This window comes from Streptomyces sp. NPDC060002 (assembly GCF_042737245.1).
Classification (GTDB): Bacteria; Actinomycetota; Actinomycetes; order Streptomycetales; family Streptomycetaceae; genus Streptomyces.
Genome location: NZ_JBHWUW010000012.1, coordinates 67792 through 84498, shown reverse-complemented (window position 1 = coordinate 84498; position 16707 = coordinate 67792). Strand labels below are relative to the sequence as shown.

At 68.4% G+C, this 16707-nt stretch carries 19 protein-coding genes and 2 pseudogenes; 9 read left to right on the top strand and 12 right to left on the bottom strand.

The annotated features are described in order from the left end of the window. Window positions 1-350: 350 nt before the first annotated feature. The 4 genes from ACFWBD_RS14055 to ACFWBD_RS14040 form a co-directional block, all read right to left on the bottom strand. A complete protein-coding gene (locus ACFWBD_RS14055; RefSeq protein ID WP_385666694.1) occupies window positions 351-1409 on the bottom strand; it encodes a type III polyketide synthase in 1059 nt (352 codons plus the stop codon). A gap of 302 nt (window positions 1410-1711) precedes the next feature. After that, entirely contained in the window at window positions 1712-2140 is a 429-nt protein-coding gene (locus ACFWBD_RS14050; protein ID WP_385666692.1) for a hypothetical protein, read from the bottom strand. A 326-nt stretch (window positions 2141-2466) separates the two neighbouring features. Next, a complete protein-coding gene (locus tag ACFWBD_RS14045) occupies window positions 2467-3672 on the bottom strand; it encodes a cytochrome P450 (RefSeq protein ID WP_385666690.1) in 1206 nt (401 codons plus the stop codon). 496 nt (window positions 3673-4168) lie between these two features. After that, window positions 4169-4759, bottom strand: a complete 591-nt coding sequence (locus ACFWBD_RS14040) for a TetR/AcrR family transcriptional regulator (protein ID WP_385666688.1) — start codon at window positions 4757-4759, stop codon at window positions 4169-4171. A gap of 111 nt (window positions 4760-4870) precedes the next feature. Here ACFWBD_RS14040 and ACFWBD_RS14035 point away from each other — a divergent pair. Both ACFWBD_RS14035 and ACFWBD_RS14030 read left to right on the top strand, forming a co-directional pair. Further along, window positions 4871-5529 (top strand): annotated as a pseudogene (locus ACFWBD_RS14035) (NADP-dependent oxidoreductase); the annotation flags it as partial. A gap of 609 nt (window positions 5530-6138) precedes the next feature. Further along, the gene (locus tag ACFWBD_RS14030; RefSeq protein WP_385666686.1) at window positions 6139-6837 is read left to right on the top strand and encodes a type 1 glutamine amidotransferase domain-containing protein; all 699 of its coding nucleotides are present in this window, start codon (window positions 6139-6141) and stop codon (window positions 6835-6837) included. Window positions 6838-6949: 112 nt separating this feature from the next. On the opposite strand, the gene ACFWBD_RS14025 is transcribed toward ACFWBD_RS14030, so the two are convergent. Together ACFWBD_RS14025 and ACFWBD_RS14020 are read right to left on the bottom strand one after the other, a co-directional pair. Next, entirely contained in the window at window positions 6950-7216 is a 267-nt protein-coding gene (locus tag ACFWBD_RS14025) for a GMC oxidoreductase (protein WP_385666684.1), read from the bottom strand. A 107-nt stretch (window positions 7217-7323) separates the two neighbouring features. Next, window positions 7324-7386, bottom strand: a pseudogene (locus ACFWBD_RS14020) (hypothetical protein); the annotation flags it as partial. Between the two features lie 197 nt (window positions 7387-7583). Here ACFWBD_RS14020 and ACFWBD_RS14015 point away from each other — a divergent pair. Further along, window positions 7584-8177, top strand: coding sequence for a TetR/AcrR family transcriptional regulator (locus ACFWBD_RS14015; protein ID WP_385666682.1), 594 nt, complete (start codon window positions 7584-7586; stop codon window positions 8175-8177). Window positions 8178-8242: 65 nt separating this feature from the next. Here ACFWBD_RS14015 and ACFWBD_RS14010 read toward each other — a convergent pair whose 3' ends face one another. Beyond that, window positions 8243-8944 carry a 2-phosphosulfolactate phosphatase gene (locus tag ACFWBD_RS14010; protein ID WP_385666680.1) on the bottom strand — a complete coding sequence of 234 codons (702 nt, stop codon included), beginning with the start codon at window positions 8942-8944 and terminating at the stop codon, window positions 8243-8245. Window positions 8945-9106: 162 nt separating this feature from the next. Between ACFWBD_RS14010 and ACFWBD_RS14005 the strand changes: the two genes are divergently transcribed. Beyond that, the gene (locus tag ACFWBD_RS14005) at window positions 9107-10201 is read left to right on the top strand and encodes a barstar family protein (protein ID WP_385666678.1); all 1095 of its coding nucleotides are present in this window, start codon (window positions 9107-9109) and stop codon (window positions 10199-10201) included. Window positions 10202-10314: 113 nt separating this feature from the next. Here ACFWBD_RS14005 and ACFWBD_RS14000 read toward each other — a convergent pair whose 3' ends face one another. After that, window positions 10315-10779: a hypothetical protein gene (locus tag ACFWBD_RS14000; RefSeq protein WP_385666676.1), complete on the bottom strand. Its 465-nt coding sequence runs from the start codon at window positions 10777-10779 to the stop codon at window positions 10315-10317. 377 nt (window positions 10780-11156) lie between these two features. After that, window positions 11157-11627: an ester cyclase gene (locus ACFWBD_RS13995; protein WP_385666674.1), complete on the bottom strand. Its 471-nt coding sequence runs from the start codon at window positions 11625-11627 to the stop codon at window positions 11157-11159. A gap of 48 nt (window positions 11628-11675) precedes the next feature. Here ACFWBD_RS13995 and ACFWBD_RS13990 point away from each other — a divergent pair, with 48 nt between their 5' ends. Together ACFWBD_RS13990 and ACFWBD_RS13985 are read left to right on the top strand one after the other, a co-directional pair. After that, window positions 11676-12254: a PadR family transcriptional regulator gene (locus ACFWBD_RS13990; RefSeq protein WP_385666672.1), complete on the top strand. Its 579-nt coding sequence runs from the start codon at window positions 11676-11678 to the stop codon at window positions 12252-12254. A 20-nt stretch (window positions 12255-12274) separates the two neighbouring features. After that, window positions 12275-13258, top strand: coding sequence for an NADPH:quinone reductase (locus ACFWBD_RS13985; protein ID WP_385666670.1), 984 nt, complete (start codon window positions 12275-12277; stop codon window positions 13256-13258). Between the two features lie 112 nt (window positions 13259-13370). Here the strand turns inward: ACFWBD_RS13985 and ACFWBD_RS13980 are convergent, their stop codons facing one another. Continuing rightward, the gene (locus ACFWBD_RS13980; protein WP_385666669.1) at window positions 13371-13562 is read right to left on the bottom strand and encodes a hypothetical protein; all 192 of its coding nucleotides are present in this window, start codon (window positions 13560-13562) and stop codon (window positions 13371-13373) included. A 349-nt stretch (window positions 13563-13911) separates the two neighbouring features. Between ACFWBD_RS13980 and ACFWBD_RS13975 the strand changes: the two genes are divergently transcribed. The 3 genes from ACFWBD_RS13975 to ACFWBD_RS13965 are packed head-to-tail and all read left to right on the top strand — an operon-like array spanning window position 13912 to window position 15118. Further along, window positions 13912-14442: a hypothetical protein gene (locus ACFWBD_RS13975; protein WP_385666667.1), complete on the top strand. Its 531-nt coding sequence runs from the start codon at window positions 13912-13914 to the stop codon at window positions 14440-14442. A gap of 53 nt (window positions 14443-14495) precedes the next feature. Continuing rightward, window positions 14496-14735 (top strand): hypothetical protein, encoded by a 240-nt coding sequence (locus ACFWBD_RS13970; RefSeq protein ID WP_351763878.1) that lies wholly within the window; start codon window positions 14496-14498, stop codon window positions 14733-14735. After that, window positions 14735-15118, top strand: coding sequence for a toxin Doc (locus ACFWBD_RS13965; RefSeq protein WP_385666666.1), 384 nt, complete (start codon window positions 14735-14737; stop codon window positions 15116-15118). The genes ACFWBD_RS13970 and ACFWBD_RS13965 overlap by 1 nt, the downstream gene beginning before the upstream one ends. 365 nt (window positions 15119-15483) lie before the next feature. On the opposite strand, the gene ACFWBD_RS13960 is transcribed toward ACFWBD_RS13965, so the two are convergent. Then, entirely contained in the window at window positions 15484-16305 is an 822-nt protein-coding gene (locus tag ACFWBD_RS13960; protein WP_385666664.1) for a hypothetical protein, read from the bottom strand. Next, on the bottom strand, window positions 16302-16676 hold the full coding sequence (locus ACFWBD_RS13955; RefSeq protein ID WP_385666662.1) for a TraR/DksA family transcriptional regulator: 375 nt from the start codon (window positions 16674-16676) through the stop codon (window positions 16302-16304). Before ACFWBD_RS13955 ends, ACFWBD_RS13960 begins: the two co-directional genes overlap by 4 nt. Between the last annotated feature and the right edge of the window lie 31 nt (window positions 16677-16707).

Here is a 16707-nt window from a genome sequence, read left to right as displayed (position 1 = left end):
GACCGATTCAAGACGGTCGCTCGTTTTCGCATCGCGTGGTAACCGCGCCGAGCGTCCTGCTGGAGGTGCTGCAAAAGTGCGGGAGCGTTGGCGCGAGGCCGGGTTCAATCGAGCTCGACCCGCGTCTGCCCGGCAGGGCCTCCCGGACGATTGCCGAAGCGACGTCCTCTGCGCGGGCGGCGGCCACGGCCGCAGGCGTCGCTGCGGCCGTGGGTCGCTGCCCGGCAGAGTGGCGGGCCTGGGAGGCCAGCAGAGCCGGAGGGGTGTGAGCGTGACGGAATCGGTGCCGGTATCCACGATGTGCGCGTGAACGTGACCCGATCCTCATCGTGAGACGGCACGGCGACGCGTCAGGACTCGAACTCCGAAGTCCAGGTGCCCAGGGCGATCTCGGCCGTGATGCCGGGCCCGAAGCCGGCCATCAGGCCGCGGTGGCCCTCAAGGGCTGATGCTTCGTCGAACATGCGGGCCAAGGCGTCGAGTACCACCGCGCTGGCTATGTTGCCGTACTCGGTGAGCGTGGCGCGGCTGAAGCGGAACGCCTCGGGTGGCACGTCGAGGAAGAGGCTCAGGTCGTCCAGGATGCGCGGGCCGCCCGCGTGGATGATGTAGAAGTCCATCTTGCTGGCGTTCCATTGGTGCTGTTCCGCGACGGCCTGCAGCGCCGGGGCGAGTGGCTCCATGGTCCCGGGCACGCGCTTGTCGAGCTGGAAGTGGAAACCTGTGGACCGGACCGCGTAGGAGATCCAGTCCTCGGTGCTGGGGATGATGTACGAGCCGTTGCGTTCCAGGCGGACTCCGGTGCCACCGTTGCCCCGGATCACGGCCGCGGCGATTCCGTCGCCGAACAGGCCGTTGGACAGCAGCGACCCCACGCCCAGATCGGTGGGCTGATAACACAGCGAGCAGAACTCGCAGGCGACGACGAGCACGTTGGCGTCGGGGTACGCCGTACAGAAGTCGTGTGCCCGGTTGATGGCCGCGCCGCCTGCTGCGCAGCCGAGTTGGGCGATCGGCATCTGTCGTGTCTCCGGCCGGAAGCTCATCTCGCCGATGAGCCATGCGGTCGGCGGGGGCATCATGAAGCCGGTGCAGGAGACGTAGATGATCATGTCGATCTGCTGCGGCTCCAGTTCCGCGTGGTCGAGCGCCCGGCGCACCACGGCCGGCACGCGGGCCTTGGTGTGCGCCTCGTAGGTGGTGCTGCGTGCGTCGAAGCCCGGGTGCTGCAGCACCGTCTCGATCGGCTGGATCAGATGCCGCTTCTGCACCCCGGTGTGCTCGATCAGTCTGAGGATCAGATCGAGCTGCGGATGGTCGCCGTGCAACCGTTGCGCCAGCTCAAGGGTTTCTTCGTTGGTGATGACGTACTCGGGTACCTGGATTGCGGGCTTACAGAGAACCGCCATGGAATGCCTCCCGCGGACGTGGTCCACATAGCCGGGCCCTGGCCGGATGCGGGCTGTTCGTCTTCCGGCGGCAGCCACCCGCATCCGTCCGCGCGGAAACGGTGCGAACAGACCTGCGGTGGGCTCCGGCGCCGGTTTCGATACCCCTGGCACGGGCGCGGTCGGGGCAGATGTCGAAGACTCAAGCTCTCCCCGTTGGGGCGGAAGGTGATCCGCCACGGCTTGATCAGCCGTCCGACTCACGCTACGACGGGAGGGTGAGCGTCGCATGTCGAGCGAGAAGCACAACGGGACGGCCCGGATCATCGCAGGCCGGCCTCCTGGCCGACGCCCTCGGTGACGGCCTTGTTCTCGGCCACGGCGAGGCGGTGCGGACGTTCGCGTATTTCCCCAGGGGTGACTTCACGTAGTTCCCCAGGCCCTGCTCCGGTGGAGGGACGGCTCGGCCTTCGTCCGGCGAGGGCTGGTGGCTGGTGGCCGGTGGCCGGTGGCCGGCCGAGGATCTGAGATGCGGTCACGGCGTGACGACGAGCGGCCGCCTCGAAGAGGGGTTCAGCCGCCCATCTCCTTGACCAAGGGATCATCGGGTTGCTGCCCTGGGCCATCCTGGACGTCTCCGCCGGCGCCAGGTACTTCCCGATCGTCCTGCGATCCAGTCCCGGGGACGCGGCCGGTTCGCTCTGCGAGCGGCCCGCGTACCAGTGGACGTAGATCTCGGTGATGTCGCCCACGACGGACGTTCTCCTCATCCGGACGGACCGTCGGCCTGCCGACCCGGGCCGAGGGCCGGCCAACGCGAGCCCCGCGATGACCAGGTCCCTCGATCCCGAACTCCGCCCTACCCCATCACCGATCAGAAGAATTCCGGGATGGGGAACTACGTGACCCTGAACCACCCTTGATCGCCGACAGGCGGGCGATGCACCCCCGGAGCCGAGCACTGCGCCCCGCCGCTGGGCCCGGCGGCGGGGCGCAGTGCTGTGGGCGGCAGCCGTCCAAAGGGCCTACGAGGGGACCTCGGACACATGGACTCGGCGCGTTGCCGGGGGCGCGGCGGTCACCAGAGGACGGGCAGCGCGAGCGGATAGCGCCAGATCGACGTCTTGTTCCAGCGCACTTCTTCGGCCGGCTTCGCGAGCTTCAGACCGGGGAAGCGCTCCAGAACGGTTCCGAGTGCGACTTGCAGTTCTGTGGTGGCGAGCGGAGCGCCGAGACAGTGATGCCCACCCCAGCCGAAGGTCATGTGAGACGGGCCAGCGCGTTCCAGATCCAGCTCATCAGGACGGTCGAACTTCCGGCCGTCACGGTTGGCCGTCAGATAGGAGACGTGCACGATGTCCCCGGCGTGGATCGTCACCCCGCTCAGTTCCACGTCTTCGGTGGCGACGCGGGGGATGCCGACGCCTTTACGGAAGGGGATGAAGCGCAGCAGTTCCTCGATGGCCTGCGGGAGCATCCCAGGATCGGAGCGCAGCATGGCGAGCTCTTTGGGACGGGTGAGCAAGGCGTAGGCGATGTTCCCGATCTGGTAGGTGGTGGTGTCCTGGCCGGTGATGAGCAGGACCATGGCCATGACCGCCAGTTCCTGGTCGTTGAGAATCTCATCTCCGTCACGAGCCGCGGCCAGAGTGCTGATCAGGTCCTCGCCGGGGTTCTCACGCCGGTGTGCCGTCAGTCTCTCGAAGTAGGCACGCAGATCGGCCTTGGCCTGTACGGCGTTGTCCCGGTTGCCGATGCCGGTGTCCATCATGGTCCGGGCGTGGGACCGCAGTTGGGCGCGATCGGCCTCGGGGATGTCGAGGACCTCGCAGATGGTGGCCAGGGGCAGGGGGTCCGCCAGGTGCTCGGTGAGGTCTGCGGGAGAACCGTGCTCCTCCATCCGGTCCAGCAGCTCGTCCACGACATGCTGGGTGCGGACCCGCATGCGTTCCATGTGGCGGGGCGCGAAGCCTTTGGAGATCAGGCTGCGCAGGCGGCTGCTGCCCGGTGGGTCCATCACGTTGATCGCCTCGTCCTGAACAATGGGTTCAGGGGTCATGCGCGGAAAATTCCGGCCGATGACGGCGCTTCGGCTGAAACGCCGATCGGTGGTCACCGTGCGCACATCGTCGTAGCCGGTGACAAGCCAGGCTTCGCCGTCGCCGTGGGGCAGCCGGATGCGGGAGACGGGCTCTTCGGTCATCAAGTGCTTGAGCACAGGGTCGAACTCGAGCGCCTCGGCATAGTCGAACGGACAGTTTCTCGAGACAGCGGCTGGTTCCATGCGAGGCTCCCGACGGGGGTCTGATGAGTAGCTCGAGGGTGCCCGGGGGCCGGACAGGACATGGGTGCCCGATCACCTGCAAAGGCACTCACCCCTCCGGCCAATCGGCCTAACAGTCCCTGACAAGGCCGTTGGAGGTGGCGGTGCATGTTCACCACCGCAGAGGAGTTCCTCGAGTGGAGTCCAGGGGCGCGCAGGACGTATTGCGTGCCCTGAGTGGGCGGTTCGTAAGGTGATGTCCGTTTCTGGCTGAGGCGGGAGCAAGGCCGCTGATGGAGGTTCTGTCGGCTATCGCTTCCTGGCGAAGTTGCCGGTGTCGGCCTCGGTGAGGATCCCGAGTTCGACCAGGCGTTTCAGCTGGCGCGGGTGCCTTCGACGTCATTCGGCAGCAGTTCGCGGCCGAGGGCTTCGCAGACGTCTTCGGCCCGCAGAGGATACGGCTTGCGTTCACTCAGCCGATCACATCACCAGATCAACAAATCCATGCGCGACGAAATCAGCTACGGGCCCGGGGCGGCGCTCCCCCGGTGTCGGTGCTCGCCGCATTCGTCAGGATCGCGCTCGCGACTACATCGAAGAGGTGATCGGCGCGTGGGGCGAGCGAGGGTTGATCGCTGAGCCACGCGAGCGCCGCTATCAGGGCGAACAGATCGGTGCCGTCGATGTCGGTCCGCGCCATGCCTGCGGCCTGCGCACGGGTGAGGAGCCGCGCACCGGCCGCGCGCAGGGTGACGCACGAGGCGTGGAGTGCGGAGTCGGTGTCCTCGATGGCGGTTGCCATCAGCACTGTCACGCCCCGGTACTCGGTGGTCCACGCGACGCAGTCGCGTAGCCACGAAACGAGAGCATCCTCGGGCGAGCTCGACGTCTCGAGGGCGTCTGCCGCCGCCGTCAGCTCGTCGAAGCTCGTGTGGAGCAGGGCCTCGAGCAGCGCCTCACGCGTCGGATAGTGCCGCAGCAGTGTCGCCAGCCCGACGTCGGCCCTGCGTGCGATGTCGCGCATGGACACGTCGACGCCTTGCTCGGTGATGGCGGTGCCCGCGACTGCGAGCAGGTGGTCGCGGTTCTTCCTGGCGTCGGCCCGCATCTGCCCCTCTTGACTATCCGGATCAATGGTCCATGTATTCGGATCAGCGGTCCACTTATGTGGAGCGCTGATCCGAATAAGCCTATCCCGCAACGCGGGCGCGAGAGAACGATGCCGGCACACACGATGAGGGCGGTGCGGCTCCATGACCACGGCGGCCCTGCGGTTCTGCGTTGTGACGAGGTGCCGATTCCCGACCCGGGGCCGGGTGAGACGCTGTTCGCGTGCACGCGGTCGGCATCAATTCTCCGGACCGGTACCTGCGCGACGGGCCGACCAGGATGCCTGGGGAGACGGAATCGACGGTCAGCCTGCCGGTGACTCCGGGGGCGGACGTGTCGGGCGTCATCGAGGCCGTCGCCGCGGACGTGGACGGCCTCGCCGCAGGTGATGAAGTCTTCGGTCTTCTGCGTTTTCCCAGCTTCGACGGCAGCGCATACGCCGAGTACGTGGCCGCGCCCGCCTCGGACCTCGCACACAAGCCGGCCGGCATCGACCACGTGCACGCCGCCGGGGCGCCCATGGCCGGGCTGACAGCGTGGCAGTTCCTGACCGAGGTCGGACACGATCACCCCTCGCCCTGCCAGGAGGCACCGCATCGCCCGACGGCACTCGACGCCGACACGACGGCGCTCGTCAACGGCGCCGCTGGCGGCGTGGGGCACTTCGCGCTCCAGCCGGCGGAATGGAAGGGCGCACGCGTCATCGCGGTGGCATCGGGCGCGCATGAATCGTTCCTGAGCGAGCTGGGCGCCGATCAGTTCATCGACGCACCGACTCATTCTCTCTCGTCGCCGCCGCCGTCCTTCTGGGCTCGGCCCATGGCCTTCTTCCGGTGAGCGGCTTGCGGGGCTGGTGGAGTCGCTCGCCCATGCTCAGGAGGGCGGCGGTCGGCGGTCGGCGGTCGGCGGTCGGCGGTCGCAACAGTGATCGCCGTCTTTTACGGCCTCACCTACATCGGGTGCGCCATCCCCGTCCTCGTGCAGGCACTGAGCAGTGCGTGGAACCCGGCCTCCGTGCTGGCGCCGGGGCCGTGCTCGCCGTAGCCGGCTTGGCGATGACCTTCATCGCCCGGCCGCCGGGACACGCATCGCGCCGCGCCCAAGGCCCTGGCTGCCCGCATCACCGGCCGCCCACACATCCTGACCCTGCGGAACATCATTGACGACCGAGTAGACCAGTCGTATAGTCCTGGGTGTCGGAATGCGACACGCAGTCCCCGACATCCCGGTCCGCCTCGTTGTCACGCCTCACCAGCCACGCCACGGCCCGCGCCGACCGGCCGCAGGCAACCCCGCTCCAACTCAACCCGACACGACCGGTCCATTTTTTTCACCCTCAAGAGACGACCGGTCTACTGATTCGAAGGAGTAGTGTCCATGAAGGTCCTCATCGTTCTCACCTCGCACGACAAGCTCGGCGACACCGGCCGCACCACGGGATTCTGGCTGGAGGAACTCGCCGCCCCCTACTACCGGTTCAAGGAAGCCGGCTGGGACATCACCCTCGCCTCGCCCAAGGGCGGCCGCCCGCCGCTGGACCCCAAGAGCAACGAGCCCGCCACCCAGACCGACCAGACCCGCCGCTTCGAAGCCGACCCCGAAGCCATGACCGCGCTGGCGAACACCGCACGCCTGGACTCCGTCGCCGCCGACGACTTCGACACCGCCTTCTACCCCGGTGGCCACGGCCCGCTCTGGGACCTGGCCGAAGACACCGTCTCCGTCCGCCTCATCGAGACCACCCTGCGCTCCGGCAAGCCCCTCGCCCTGGTCTGCCACGCCCCCGGCGTCCTGCGCCACACCACCAACGAAGACGGCACCCCGCTGGTCCGCGGCAAGCGGGTCACCGGATTCACCAACACCGAAGAGGACGCGGTCGCACTCACCGACATCGTCCCCTTCCTCGTCGAGGACGAACTGACGAAGCTCGGGGGCCTCTACTCCAAGATCGGGGACTGGGAGCCGTACGTCGTCCAGGACGGCCTGCTCATCACCGGCCAGAACCCCGCCTCCTCCGGCCCGGCAGCCGACGCCCTCATCAAGCTGCTCCCCGAGGCCCTCAAGGCAAACGCGTGAGCGCGTGAGCTCGTATGTCGTTGATGCTGCGCGAGCAGCCACCGACATCGCCGGGCCGGATGCCTACACGGCACCGGCCCGGCGGCCTGACCTGCGGGCAGGACCGACGAAGTCACAAGAGCTCCTTCAGGAAGTCCACGATCCGCTCCCCGACGACCGCCGTGGGATGCGCGGGGGTCCCGCGCGGGATGTCGGGAAAGACAGACGCGTCGGCGATGTGCAGGCCCTCGATGCCGTGGACCGTGCCGGTGTGGTCCACGACGGCGGCGGGGTCGTCGGCCCGGCCCATGCGGCAGCTTCCGGCCGGGTGGCAGTACCGAGCCTCGGAGGCCTCACGCAGCACCTCCGGCCCCTCGGCCAGCAGCCGCGCCCGCACCACCCGGACCGCCTGATGTGCAGCCGGGCGAGGTCGTAGGTGAGGCCGACCGGATCGTGTGTGACCACCCCGGCCGCCACCAGGCTCTGCAGAGTCCGCACCACCTGAACCCGGTGCCGCCCGAGCCCCTCCGCGATCACCGATCCCGGTGCGGGCCCGGCGCCACGCGCCATCGTCAGCAGCACATCCAGTCCCCGCCCCGAGCTCTCGGTAGTCCCGTCCGCCATGCGGGAATGTCAGGCGGGAAACCGTACGCGGAGAGACGCGACGGATCAGCCTCCTGCTCGTACGCATGGGGCGACGTTTCCGCTGACCGCCTGGATTCCTGAAGATCTAGACGACTGGTCTAATCCGGGCTAGCATTACTGTCATGCCAGTCACCGCACGCAGCCCCGACACCCGCAAGAACATTCTCGACGCCGCTCAGCGGATCATGGCCCACAAGGGCTACTCCGCGGTCGGCCTCAACGAGGTGCTCGCGGAGGCCGGCGTGCCCAAAGGCTCCTTCTACCACTACTTCCCCTCGAAGGACGCCTTCGGCGAAGCGCTGCTGAGCAGCTACTTCGCGGACTATGTAACGGACATGGACCGCATTCTCGCCCCGTCCGGGAAGCCGGCCGCCGAACGACTGATGGCCTACTGGCAGCAGTGGCGCGAGACGCAGAGCCTCGACGAGTGCCAGGGCAAGTGCCTCGCCGTGAAACTCGGCGCCGAGGTCTCCGACCTGTCGGAGCCGATGCGTCTGCAGCTCAAGGCAGGAACCAACGCAATCGTCGACCGCCTCGAGCAGACCATCGCCGACGGGCTGCAGGACGGATCGCTCTCCATCGAAGGCACCCCCCGCGAGATCGCCCAGCCCCTGTACGACCTGTGGCTCGGCGCGAGCGTCATGGCCAAGATCCACCGCAGCCTCGCTCCCCTCGACACCGCTACAGCCGTGACTCGCACGCTTCTGCACCTGTGAAGAGCCCGCCAGGGAGCTCGACAGGGAACTCGCTCTCGCATGCTGAGAGTTGACCTCGCCGACGATCAGACAGGGTTCTCGTCAGGCAGCGAAGGCATCGCGTGTGAACGCAGGACCATGAGGGAGCCTTCCAAGGTCGCCACCATGGCGAACGGGAACCGGTCGACCTCGAGACAGAGCGCAACGTCGTCAGGATGCGCTCCTTGACGCACCCCCTTCGCCAGTTCGGCCGCGGCGCGCGACTCGGCAGCGCGGCGGAGGAACTCAGCAGCATCCGTCCCAGCCTCGGTGACTCTCCGAGCGATGTACTGAGCACACGCCAGATCTTCATCGGCGTCCCCACCCTCGCCGGTGACCACGAACGTGACACTGTCACTCTTCCGCGTCCGCAGGAGCCGAGCCGTTGCCTCCGCCACCACGAAGCCGGCGCACAGCACCAACGACGCCTCTTTGACCGCAAGGGCGCCGACCGTCCCTGCCGTGGTCTTCTGCACAACGGTCCGTCCGCCAAGGTCGACAGACCGCAGCAGGCCTGGCGAGTTGACCATGTCGAACCCGGGCGCGGGCGGACCGTCTTTGAGCGCCACCCAATCCTGGTGGCGAGCCTTGAGCGCCAGGGCTTCCTGCAGCGACTCGGCAAGAACGATCTTTTCCGCCCCTTGGGCAAAGGCCCAGGCAGCCACGGTGAAAGCACGCATGACGTCGACCACGACCGCCACGGACGGGGCTTCGACGAGATCAGTGATGCCAAGGAAACGAGCGTCCATTCCGGTCATGATCGCGCAGGCCCGACACGAAGCAGCCGCAGAGTGATCCACATCACTTCGACGGCAAGCCCTGGTAGGCGCCGTCCGCCGGACGGAGCGCACAGCCTCGAGTCACTCTGACCGACCACGAAAAGCACCGCACGGTCCACTCCCGGTCCGGGCATGATTCCCACCGTGCATAGGGACAGAGGCCATCGCGAGCAGGGACGTTACACGCTGACGGACACAGACGGCGGCCATGTCTGGGGCGTCTGCGCCGAGGCGGAGGGACTGTTCAGGGAACCCCGGCGCGGGACGTACGAACTGTTCGGCTGGGTTCCGGACGGAGCCGAGGTGCGCGGCTGGGTCGGCAGCCGGGTCTGGCTGGTGCCGGAGGACAGAACGCTCGATGCCTGGCTGCTGGGGGACGCGGAGAGCCTTGGACGGCACCCGGGAACGGACGGTCTCGTCCTCACGGGTCTGGACGACTACGAGGGCCCGCCCGAGGGATACCGGGCTCCTGTCCGACTGCACGATGGGTACCGGTGGCTGGGCTCCTGCCGAGAGTTCACCCGCGTCCTGCCGCCCGAGCAGGCAGCGCCCCCGATCGTGCTGCGGGGGCTCGCCCAGGGTGATCGGCTACGGCGGGCACTGACGACTGGCACCCGGCGCGCGCTGGACCTTGAGGAGGCCTGGCTGGAAATACGGGACGACGGGGGTGAGCCGCTCACCGACCGGCTGTTGCGGCCCCAAGTCCGCACGTGGCACCCGTCGTCCCACGGGTCGGACCTGATTGATCTGGAAATCGACGGATACCTCGCACCCGTACCGGGATACGCCCGGCCCGTCTGGGAACGCTGGCTCGCCGGCCCGCCGGACGCCCCCGGCGCCTGGGCCGGGCTCGAAACCCGGCAGCGCGGGGCCTGGCTCGATCTCGTACGCGAACGGGGCTGTCGGCTCGCGCACCAGGCCCGGCCGACGGGACACGCGTACGAGCTGGACGGCCGGCACATCACCGACGAACCGGGCCTCTATCTGGCACTCGGCGAGGCCGTCAACGGTCCGGGCGGCTACTTCGGCGGCTGCCTGGACGCCCTCGTGGACTGTCTGCGCGGCAATTTCGGCTGCACCGCCCCAGCAACCTTGCTCTGGCGGGATTCCGCGACCGCGCGCGAGCACCTGTCCCGCGTCCTGGCGCCGGAGGGCGAGCAGTATGACCTGGTCGCCCTGGTGCTCGAAGTCCTGACCGAGGGCGGGATGCGCGTGACCTTCATGTGAATCAACTTCCACCGCGCCGCCGCAGTGGTGACTCAACGCTGCTGTCGCCTGCGTAGGGGTCACCAGGAGGACGACCACCGGGCTTCGACGCGGCCCAGGTCATCTGGATGCGGTCATGAATCGACGTGCTGGCCTTCCGTCCCGGACTCAACCGGCTCGGTGCCAGGCGGCCGGCGATGGCCGGCGTCATGCAACTTGCTCAACGCCGAGTGATCATTGGACACCAGCAGCTGGGCCAACCGTGCTGCCGCGGCGATTACGGCAGACCAGCCTGGTGAGTCCAGATAGACCTCGTCGTGGGCAGCGGCGCCGACCGAGTCCTGCACCGCGCTGTAGGCAGCACCAAGACGTGCCATCAGCTCAACCTCCTCCTCGCTGCGAAGGGACTGCCCCAGCCAAGGCAGAGGACTGTTCGCATCACAGAAGTCGTCGAAGAGCGCGTGCACGATGTGGTCGAGGTCCTCGAACTGATCCGGGTCGAGCCACACCTCTCGCTGCCATGTCGGGCTGGCCAGCGCAACGACCGCAGGCACGACATGGAGGCGGTAGTAGGGCAGAGCGATACCGTGATCGATCACGAGCCGATAGTACGCACCTCGTGATCGTCCGGACAGCTCCCCGTGGTGACGGCCCCCGCCCACCGAGTCAGGACGGCCGGCGGATTCCGCTGCCACTGGTGGACTGTCGGTATTCGAGGGTTGCAGTATTCGCCGTAGAGCGAGCAGTTCCGTACCCGGCTCGGTCACGTCAGCGGTGACAAGGTGTAAAGCTCTCGCCGAACGGGCGCTGTCTGCGCGAAGACGCCGGAGCAAGAAGAAGACGGGCCTCTTGCGGTGAACCCGCGCCGGCCGCCCGCGCTCCGGTGCGGGCCTTCGCCCTCTGCCACCGCGCCGTACGGCCCCCGCCCGGCAGCGGCAATCCCGCGCGGCAGAAGGCTCACCCGGCGCTACGAGGTTCACGGCGCCGGTACGGCACCGATCTGCTGCATCACCCCGAGGAGATCGGGCTGGCCCCGTTCGCCGACGATCCGGCCGTCCGCCAGGTAGTAGAAGTTCATGGCCTGCACCGAGATCTTGTTGCCGCTCGCCGGGATCCCGAAGAATTCACCGTCGTGGGTTCCCCGCATGGTGAACCGCGCGGCCACGGTGTCGCCTTCGGTGACCGTCTCCTCCAGCGTCCACTGGACGTCGGGGAAGGCGCTGCGCATCATCCCGAGGACTTCCAAGTACCCATCGGGCCCCCGCAGTGGTGCCGGGTGGCTTGGCGCATGGAACACCGCGTCCGGAGAAATGACCTCGCGGGCGAGATCCTCGTTGCCCGTGTTGATGAACTCGACGAAACGGTTCATCACTGACTCGGTGGATTGCGATGGCATCTTGCTGTGCCTCTCCAGAGACGTTTGGACGGGTACCAGCGAGCGTAACATCGAATCGATGTTCGCATCGAATCGATGTTCGCGTGCGAAGATGGACTCATGCTGGAACTCGCGATACTCGGCTTCCTCGCCGAGGGACCCCTGCCTGGACACGAGCTGCGCCGCCGCATCTCACAGCTGACCGGCTATACGCGGCCGGTCAGTGACGGCAGCCTGTATCCGGCGATCAATCGTCTGACCAGGGCGGGCTTGATCGAGCGGCGCGCCGACCCGGCCGCGGGGGCGGCCCGGTACGTGCTCAGCCTGACCGCGGCCGGACGGGCCGAAATGCTTCAGCGCCTGCGCAAGCCCGCCGACCACGAGATCACCGACTTCACCCGGTTCTACGTCGTCCTGGCCTTCCTCTCCCACCTGCCCGACGTGGCCGCACAGCACGCGGTGCTGCGCAGACGGCTGGAGTTCCTGGAGGAACCGGCGAGCTTCTTCTACGACAATGAGCGGCCCCTGCGCGCCGAGGAGATCGCCGACCCCTACCGGCGGGGCATGCTGCTCACCGCCCGCGCCACCAGCCGCGCCGAACGGAGCTGGCTGCGCGAGGCCCTCGGGGAGAAGGCGCCCGCATTCGACACCGCATGCACCGACAGCGATCCGCATGCGCCCGCCGCTCCCGCGAGCTGACTGTCCACGGAGGTACCCCCATGCTTGCTTCCTGGTATGACGACCAGGGCCCCGCCGCCGATGTCCTGCACGTCGGTGAACTCCCTGATCCCGTCCCCGGCCCCGGCGAGGTCCGCGTCCGCGTCACCGTCTCGGGCGTCAACCCCGGCGACACCAAGAAACGGCGCGGCTGGCTCGGCTCGTCCATGCCCTTCCCGCGGGTGATCCCGCACAGCGACGGCGCCGGAGTCATCGACGCCGTGGGCGCCCAAGCCGACGCCCGCCGCGTCGGACAGCGGGTCTGGGTATACGGCGCCCAGTCCTACCGCCCCTTCGGCACAGCCGCCCAGTACACCGTCGTACCTGACCACCAAGCCGTACCTCTGCCGGATCATCTGAGTGATGAGCTGGGGGCGAGCCTCGGCATCCCCGGCATCACCGCCCACCGCACCGTCTTCGCCGACGGCCCGGTCGACGGCCAACTGGTCCTGGTCCACGGAGTTCTCGGCGGCGTCGGCTCCCTGGCCGCCCAGCTCGCCCACTGGGCCGGCGCGACTGTGATCGCGACCGTCCGCCGAACCGCGGACCTCAGCCGTGTCGACGCGGCCGTCGTCTCCCACGCCGTCGCCCTGGATACCGGCGACCCCGCCGCGGCCATCCGCTCGTACGCGCCGCGGGGCGTCGACCGGATCATCGAGGTCGCGCTGTCCGACAACGCCGGTCTCGACAACGCCGTCGCCGCCAACAACGCCGTCATCGCCGCCTACGCCACCCGCACGGACCGCACCGAGATCCCCTTCTGGCCGCTGCTGTTCAACAACGTCACCCTGCGGCTGCTCGGCAGCGACGACTTCCCCGCCGAGGCCAAGCGTCAGGCCGCCCGCGACCTCACCTCCGCAGCCGCCGTCGGCGCCCTCACCGTCGCCGTCGGCGACCGTTACCCGCTGGACGACATCGCCAAGGCCCACGACCACGTCGACGCCGGCGGTGGCCACGGCCGCATCCTGCTCACCATCCCCCAATAGCGCAGACTCGGAACACCGCCCTGCTCAACTGCCTAGCCCTACTCAGCTTCCGGGAAGCCCTGGCCACCGCGGCCGAAGAGATGCGGCGGGGCGCCGGGAGTGACGGAACGCGTCAGTTGTTGGAGCCGACGGTGTTGTCGTTGCCCGCGTTGAACACGTCGTCGCCCGCGAACCGAAGCCAGTCACCGAAGACGATGGTGTACGACGACTGCGGACCGATGTCCACGTTCACGTCCGCACTCGCGATTCCGGCAGTGCCGAACACAAGGGCGCCCGCGGCGAGCGCGGTCAGCAGGGAACGCATGGGAGACACCTTTCAGCAGAGGGCAAAGCGTCGCGGGCGCGGTCCGCTGACGTAGGCGTAGGCCGACCCCGCCGGCGCGGGGCGGCCGGTCCAAGACCGGGTGGACGTCCCCGGCATAGCGTTCACCTTCCAGTCATTGCAACGAACGAAGGACGCCTATTGCGTTAACGTACAAGCCATTGCAACGATTTCATCGCAACTACCTGGAGATATACAGGCTTTGCGCGGATAATCTGTTGCCCGATCCATGAATGCAACGTAGCGTTTCTGCCACAGGAAACAACGAGCCAAAGACCTCACAGGTCGAGAGGTGCGCGTTTCACGGAGAAGCGATCCCAGGGGGCGGATCATGGAGACAGCACAGCACCCGCGGCAGGCGACACCCGGCGCCTTGAGCGCTTTCGCCCGCTTCGCGCTCTGCGGCGGCGGAGTAGGGCTCGCTTCCAGCTTCGCCGTGGCGGCACTCGCCTCCTGGATTCCCTGGATCCTGGCCAACGCCCTGATCACCGCGGCCTCCACACTCCTCGCCACCGAGCTGCACGCCCGCTTCACCTTCGGCACAGGCGGGCGCGCGACCTCGCGCCAGCATGCGCAGTCGGCCGGGTCCGCGGCGGCCGCATATGCGGTGACCTGCGGGGCGATGCTTGTCCTGCAGCAGTTGGTGGCGGCACCCAGCACAGTGCTTCAGCAGGTCGTCTACTTGGCCGCCTCCGCACTCGCAGGCGCCGTACGGTTCGCGGTGCTGCGCCTCGTCGTCTTCGCACTGTCCGGCAACCCCTCACAGGTCGCGACCGGCGTCCGCACCGCCCTTCCCACGCACGCGACCACGGTCCGCGCCACGGCGCCCACTGGCCCGACGGCGCTCTGCCGCGCCGCCTGAAGCTCTCCGCCCTATGGGTCGCGCGGCTGGTACCGAGTAGGTACCATGCCGGTATGCCATCACTGAACGTGTCCTTCACCGAGGAAGAAATGGAAGGCGTGCGCGCGGCTGCCGCCGCCGAGGGCAAGAGTCTCAAGCAGTACATGCACGACCTCGGCGTCCGCGAGATGCAGCGCAAGCGGTTCGTGGCCGGCGCCTCCTCGTGGGCGGAACGGCTGCGCGCCGAGTTCGACGAGGCGTTCCCCGACGAGATCCCTCCGTCCCAGCGCGGCGAGGGAGCCAACGCCGCCTGATGAGCGAGATCTTGTACATCGATGTCCCTTGGCTCCTGGACGTCCAGGACGCCGCCCTCGACAACGACGACGTGTCGGTCACCGACTACTCGGCCCTTGTGGCGGCTGTCGCGCGCCACAAGACGCGCATGCCGACCCTCGCCACGTCCAATCCTGACACCGCGTGGCGCGCGGCCGCCCTTCTGCACACCGTCGTGCGTCTCGAACCGCTCCCCCACCGCAACAGCCTCTTCGCCGCCTTTGTCACCGGTCAGTACATGGACCAGTCCGGGGAAGGAATCGACCCTCCCTACGGAGCTCTCTCCGACCTGATCAGAAAAGTCCGCGAATCCCGGTTGAGTATCTATGACATCGCGGACACACTCCGCTCCTGGCGGATCTGACACGGGGCCACTGCGAGCGCACAGGTGCGGAAGTGCCCGATGCCTCCTGCCCGGACACGGTGCTGCTCGTCCTGTTCGTCGTCCGGCAGACCCGGGCCAGCCACCCACTGCTCCCCTGGGCATCGTCCTGCCCGGCGCCGGGCTGGCGCGCTGCTGGTGACCGGACTCGGCCGGAGCGGCATGTTCGGGCTGCCGCTGTTCACGACGTCCCAGCTGATCGGCGGGTCTCTCGGCACTGGCGGGTCTCTCGGCGCCGCGGTGTTCAACACCGCGGCCGCGAGTGCCGCAGCCCGTCACCTTGCCCCGCGTTCGGGCTGTCGGCGGATGCCAGACCCCGAGCGACTGCGGGAGCGACGGGGCGTGGGCTAGTCGCGGGGCGCAGTGTCGGTGATCGCGGTGGTGGAGGGGTGGGCGTGCGCGGCTTGGACGAGGCGTGCGGCGCCGCGGACTGCGGCGGTGTGCGGGGCGGGGACGGGCTGGACGGGAGCGTGCAGCCGGTCGGTGAGGCGGTAGGTGATGTCGGGTCGTAGCGCGCCCCCGCCGGCGAGGAGGGCGCCCCGCTGGAGGGCGTCGAGTGTCTGGGAGGTGTGGTCCTGCTCCAGCATGCTGGTCACCATGGCGGTTACGGCTTCGGTGATCAGCGTGGGCGGGGTGAGGCTGTCCAGGTCGCTGGTGCCCAGGGCGGTGTGGCGGGCGTCGGTCACCGCGCCGCCGGCGAGGAGCGTGACCTCGGTGAGGTGGGCGCCGAGGTCCACGACGAGCAGGGGACGGGTCAGGTCGGCGCCCGCTGCGACGGCCACGGCGCGCGCGGTGGGGACGGTCAGGACTGTGCGCGGACGCAGGATTTCGACCGCGGCACGGGCTTGTGTCCGGTAGGCGATTCCGCCCAGTACGGGTGTGGTCAGGATGAGCAGGGGACGGCCGAAACGGGGCAGGCGGTGGCCGAGCAGCCGGTTCAGCATCCGGGCGGTTCCGGGGGTGTCGACGATGGTGCCGCGCTGGATGGGGTAGGTGGCGCCCGCGCCCGGGAAGGTGACCGTGGGCACGTCGAGGATCAGTCGCCGCCCGGACATCCAGGCACGGGTGCGGGCGCTGCCCAGGTCGAGGGCGATGCCGGAGCACTGCCGGCACCAGGGCCACGAGCGGTGCCGGGCGATCGCGGGGCCGGGCCCCAGTGAAGTCGTCACCGTCCGGCCTCCCTGACGTGTTGGCAGCGGGCGCAGTAGCGGGCCTGCGGCACGATCATGAGTCGTTCGCGGGCGATGCGCCTGCGGCACAGATGGCAGGTGCCGTAGCTGCCCTGGTCCAGCCGTGTGAGTGCGGCTTCGACGTCGGTGAGGACCATGCGGGCGGAGGCGGCGAGCTTGACGCGGACCTCGATCTGGGAGGCGGCTTGCCGGTCGAGAAGGGCGTCGGCGCGGGTCGTGGCGACGGATGAGAGCTGCTGCAGCTGTTCCTGGCGGAACAGGAGTTGTTCGTGCAGGTTCTCGCGCAGTGCGGCGAAGTCCTCGATCGACAGCGTTGTGCTGCGGTCGTCGATGATCTGGTGGTTCACCAATTCACCCCCGGGGCAAGGTGGACGGACAGTT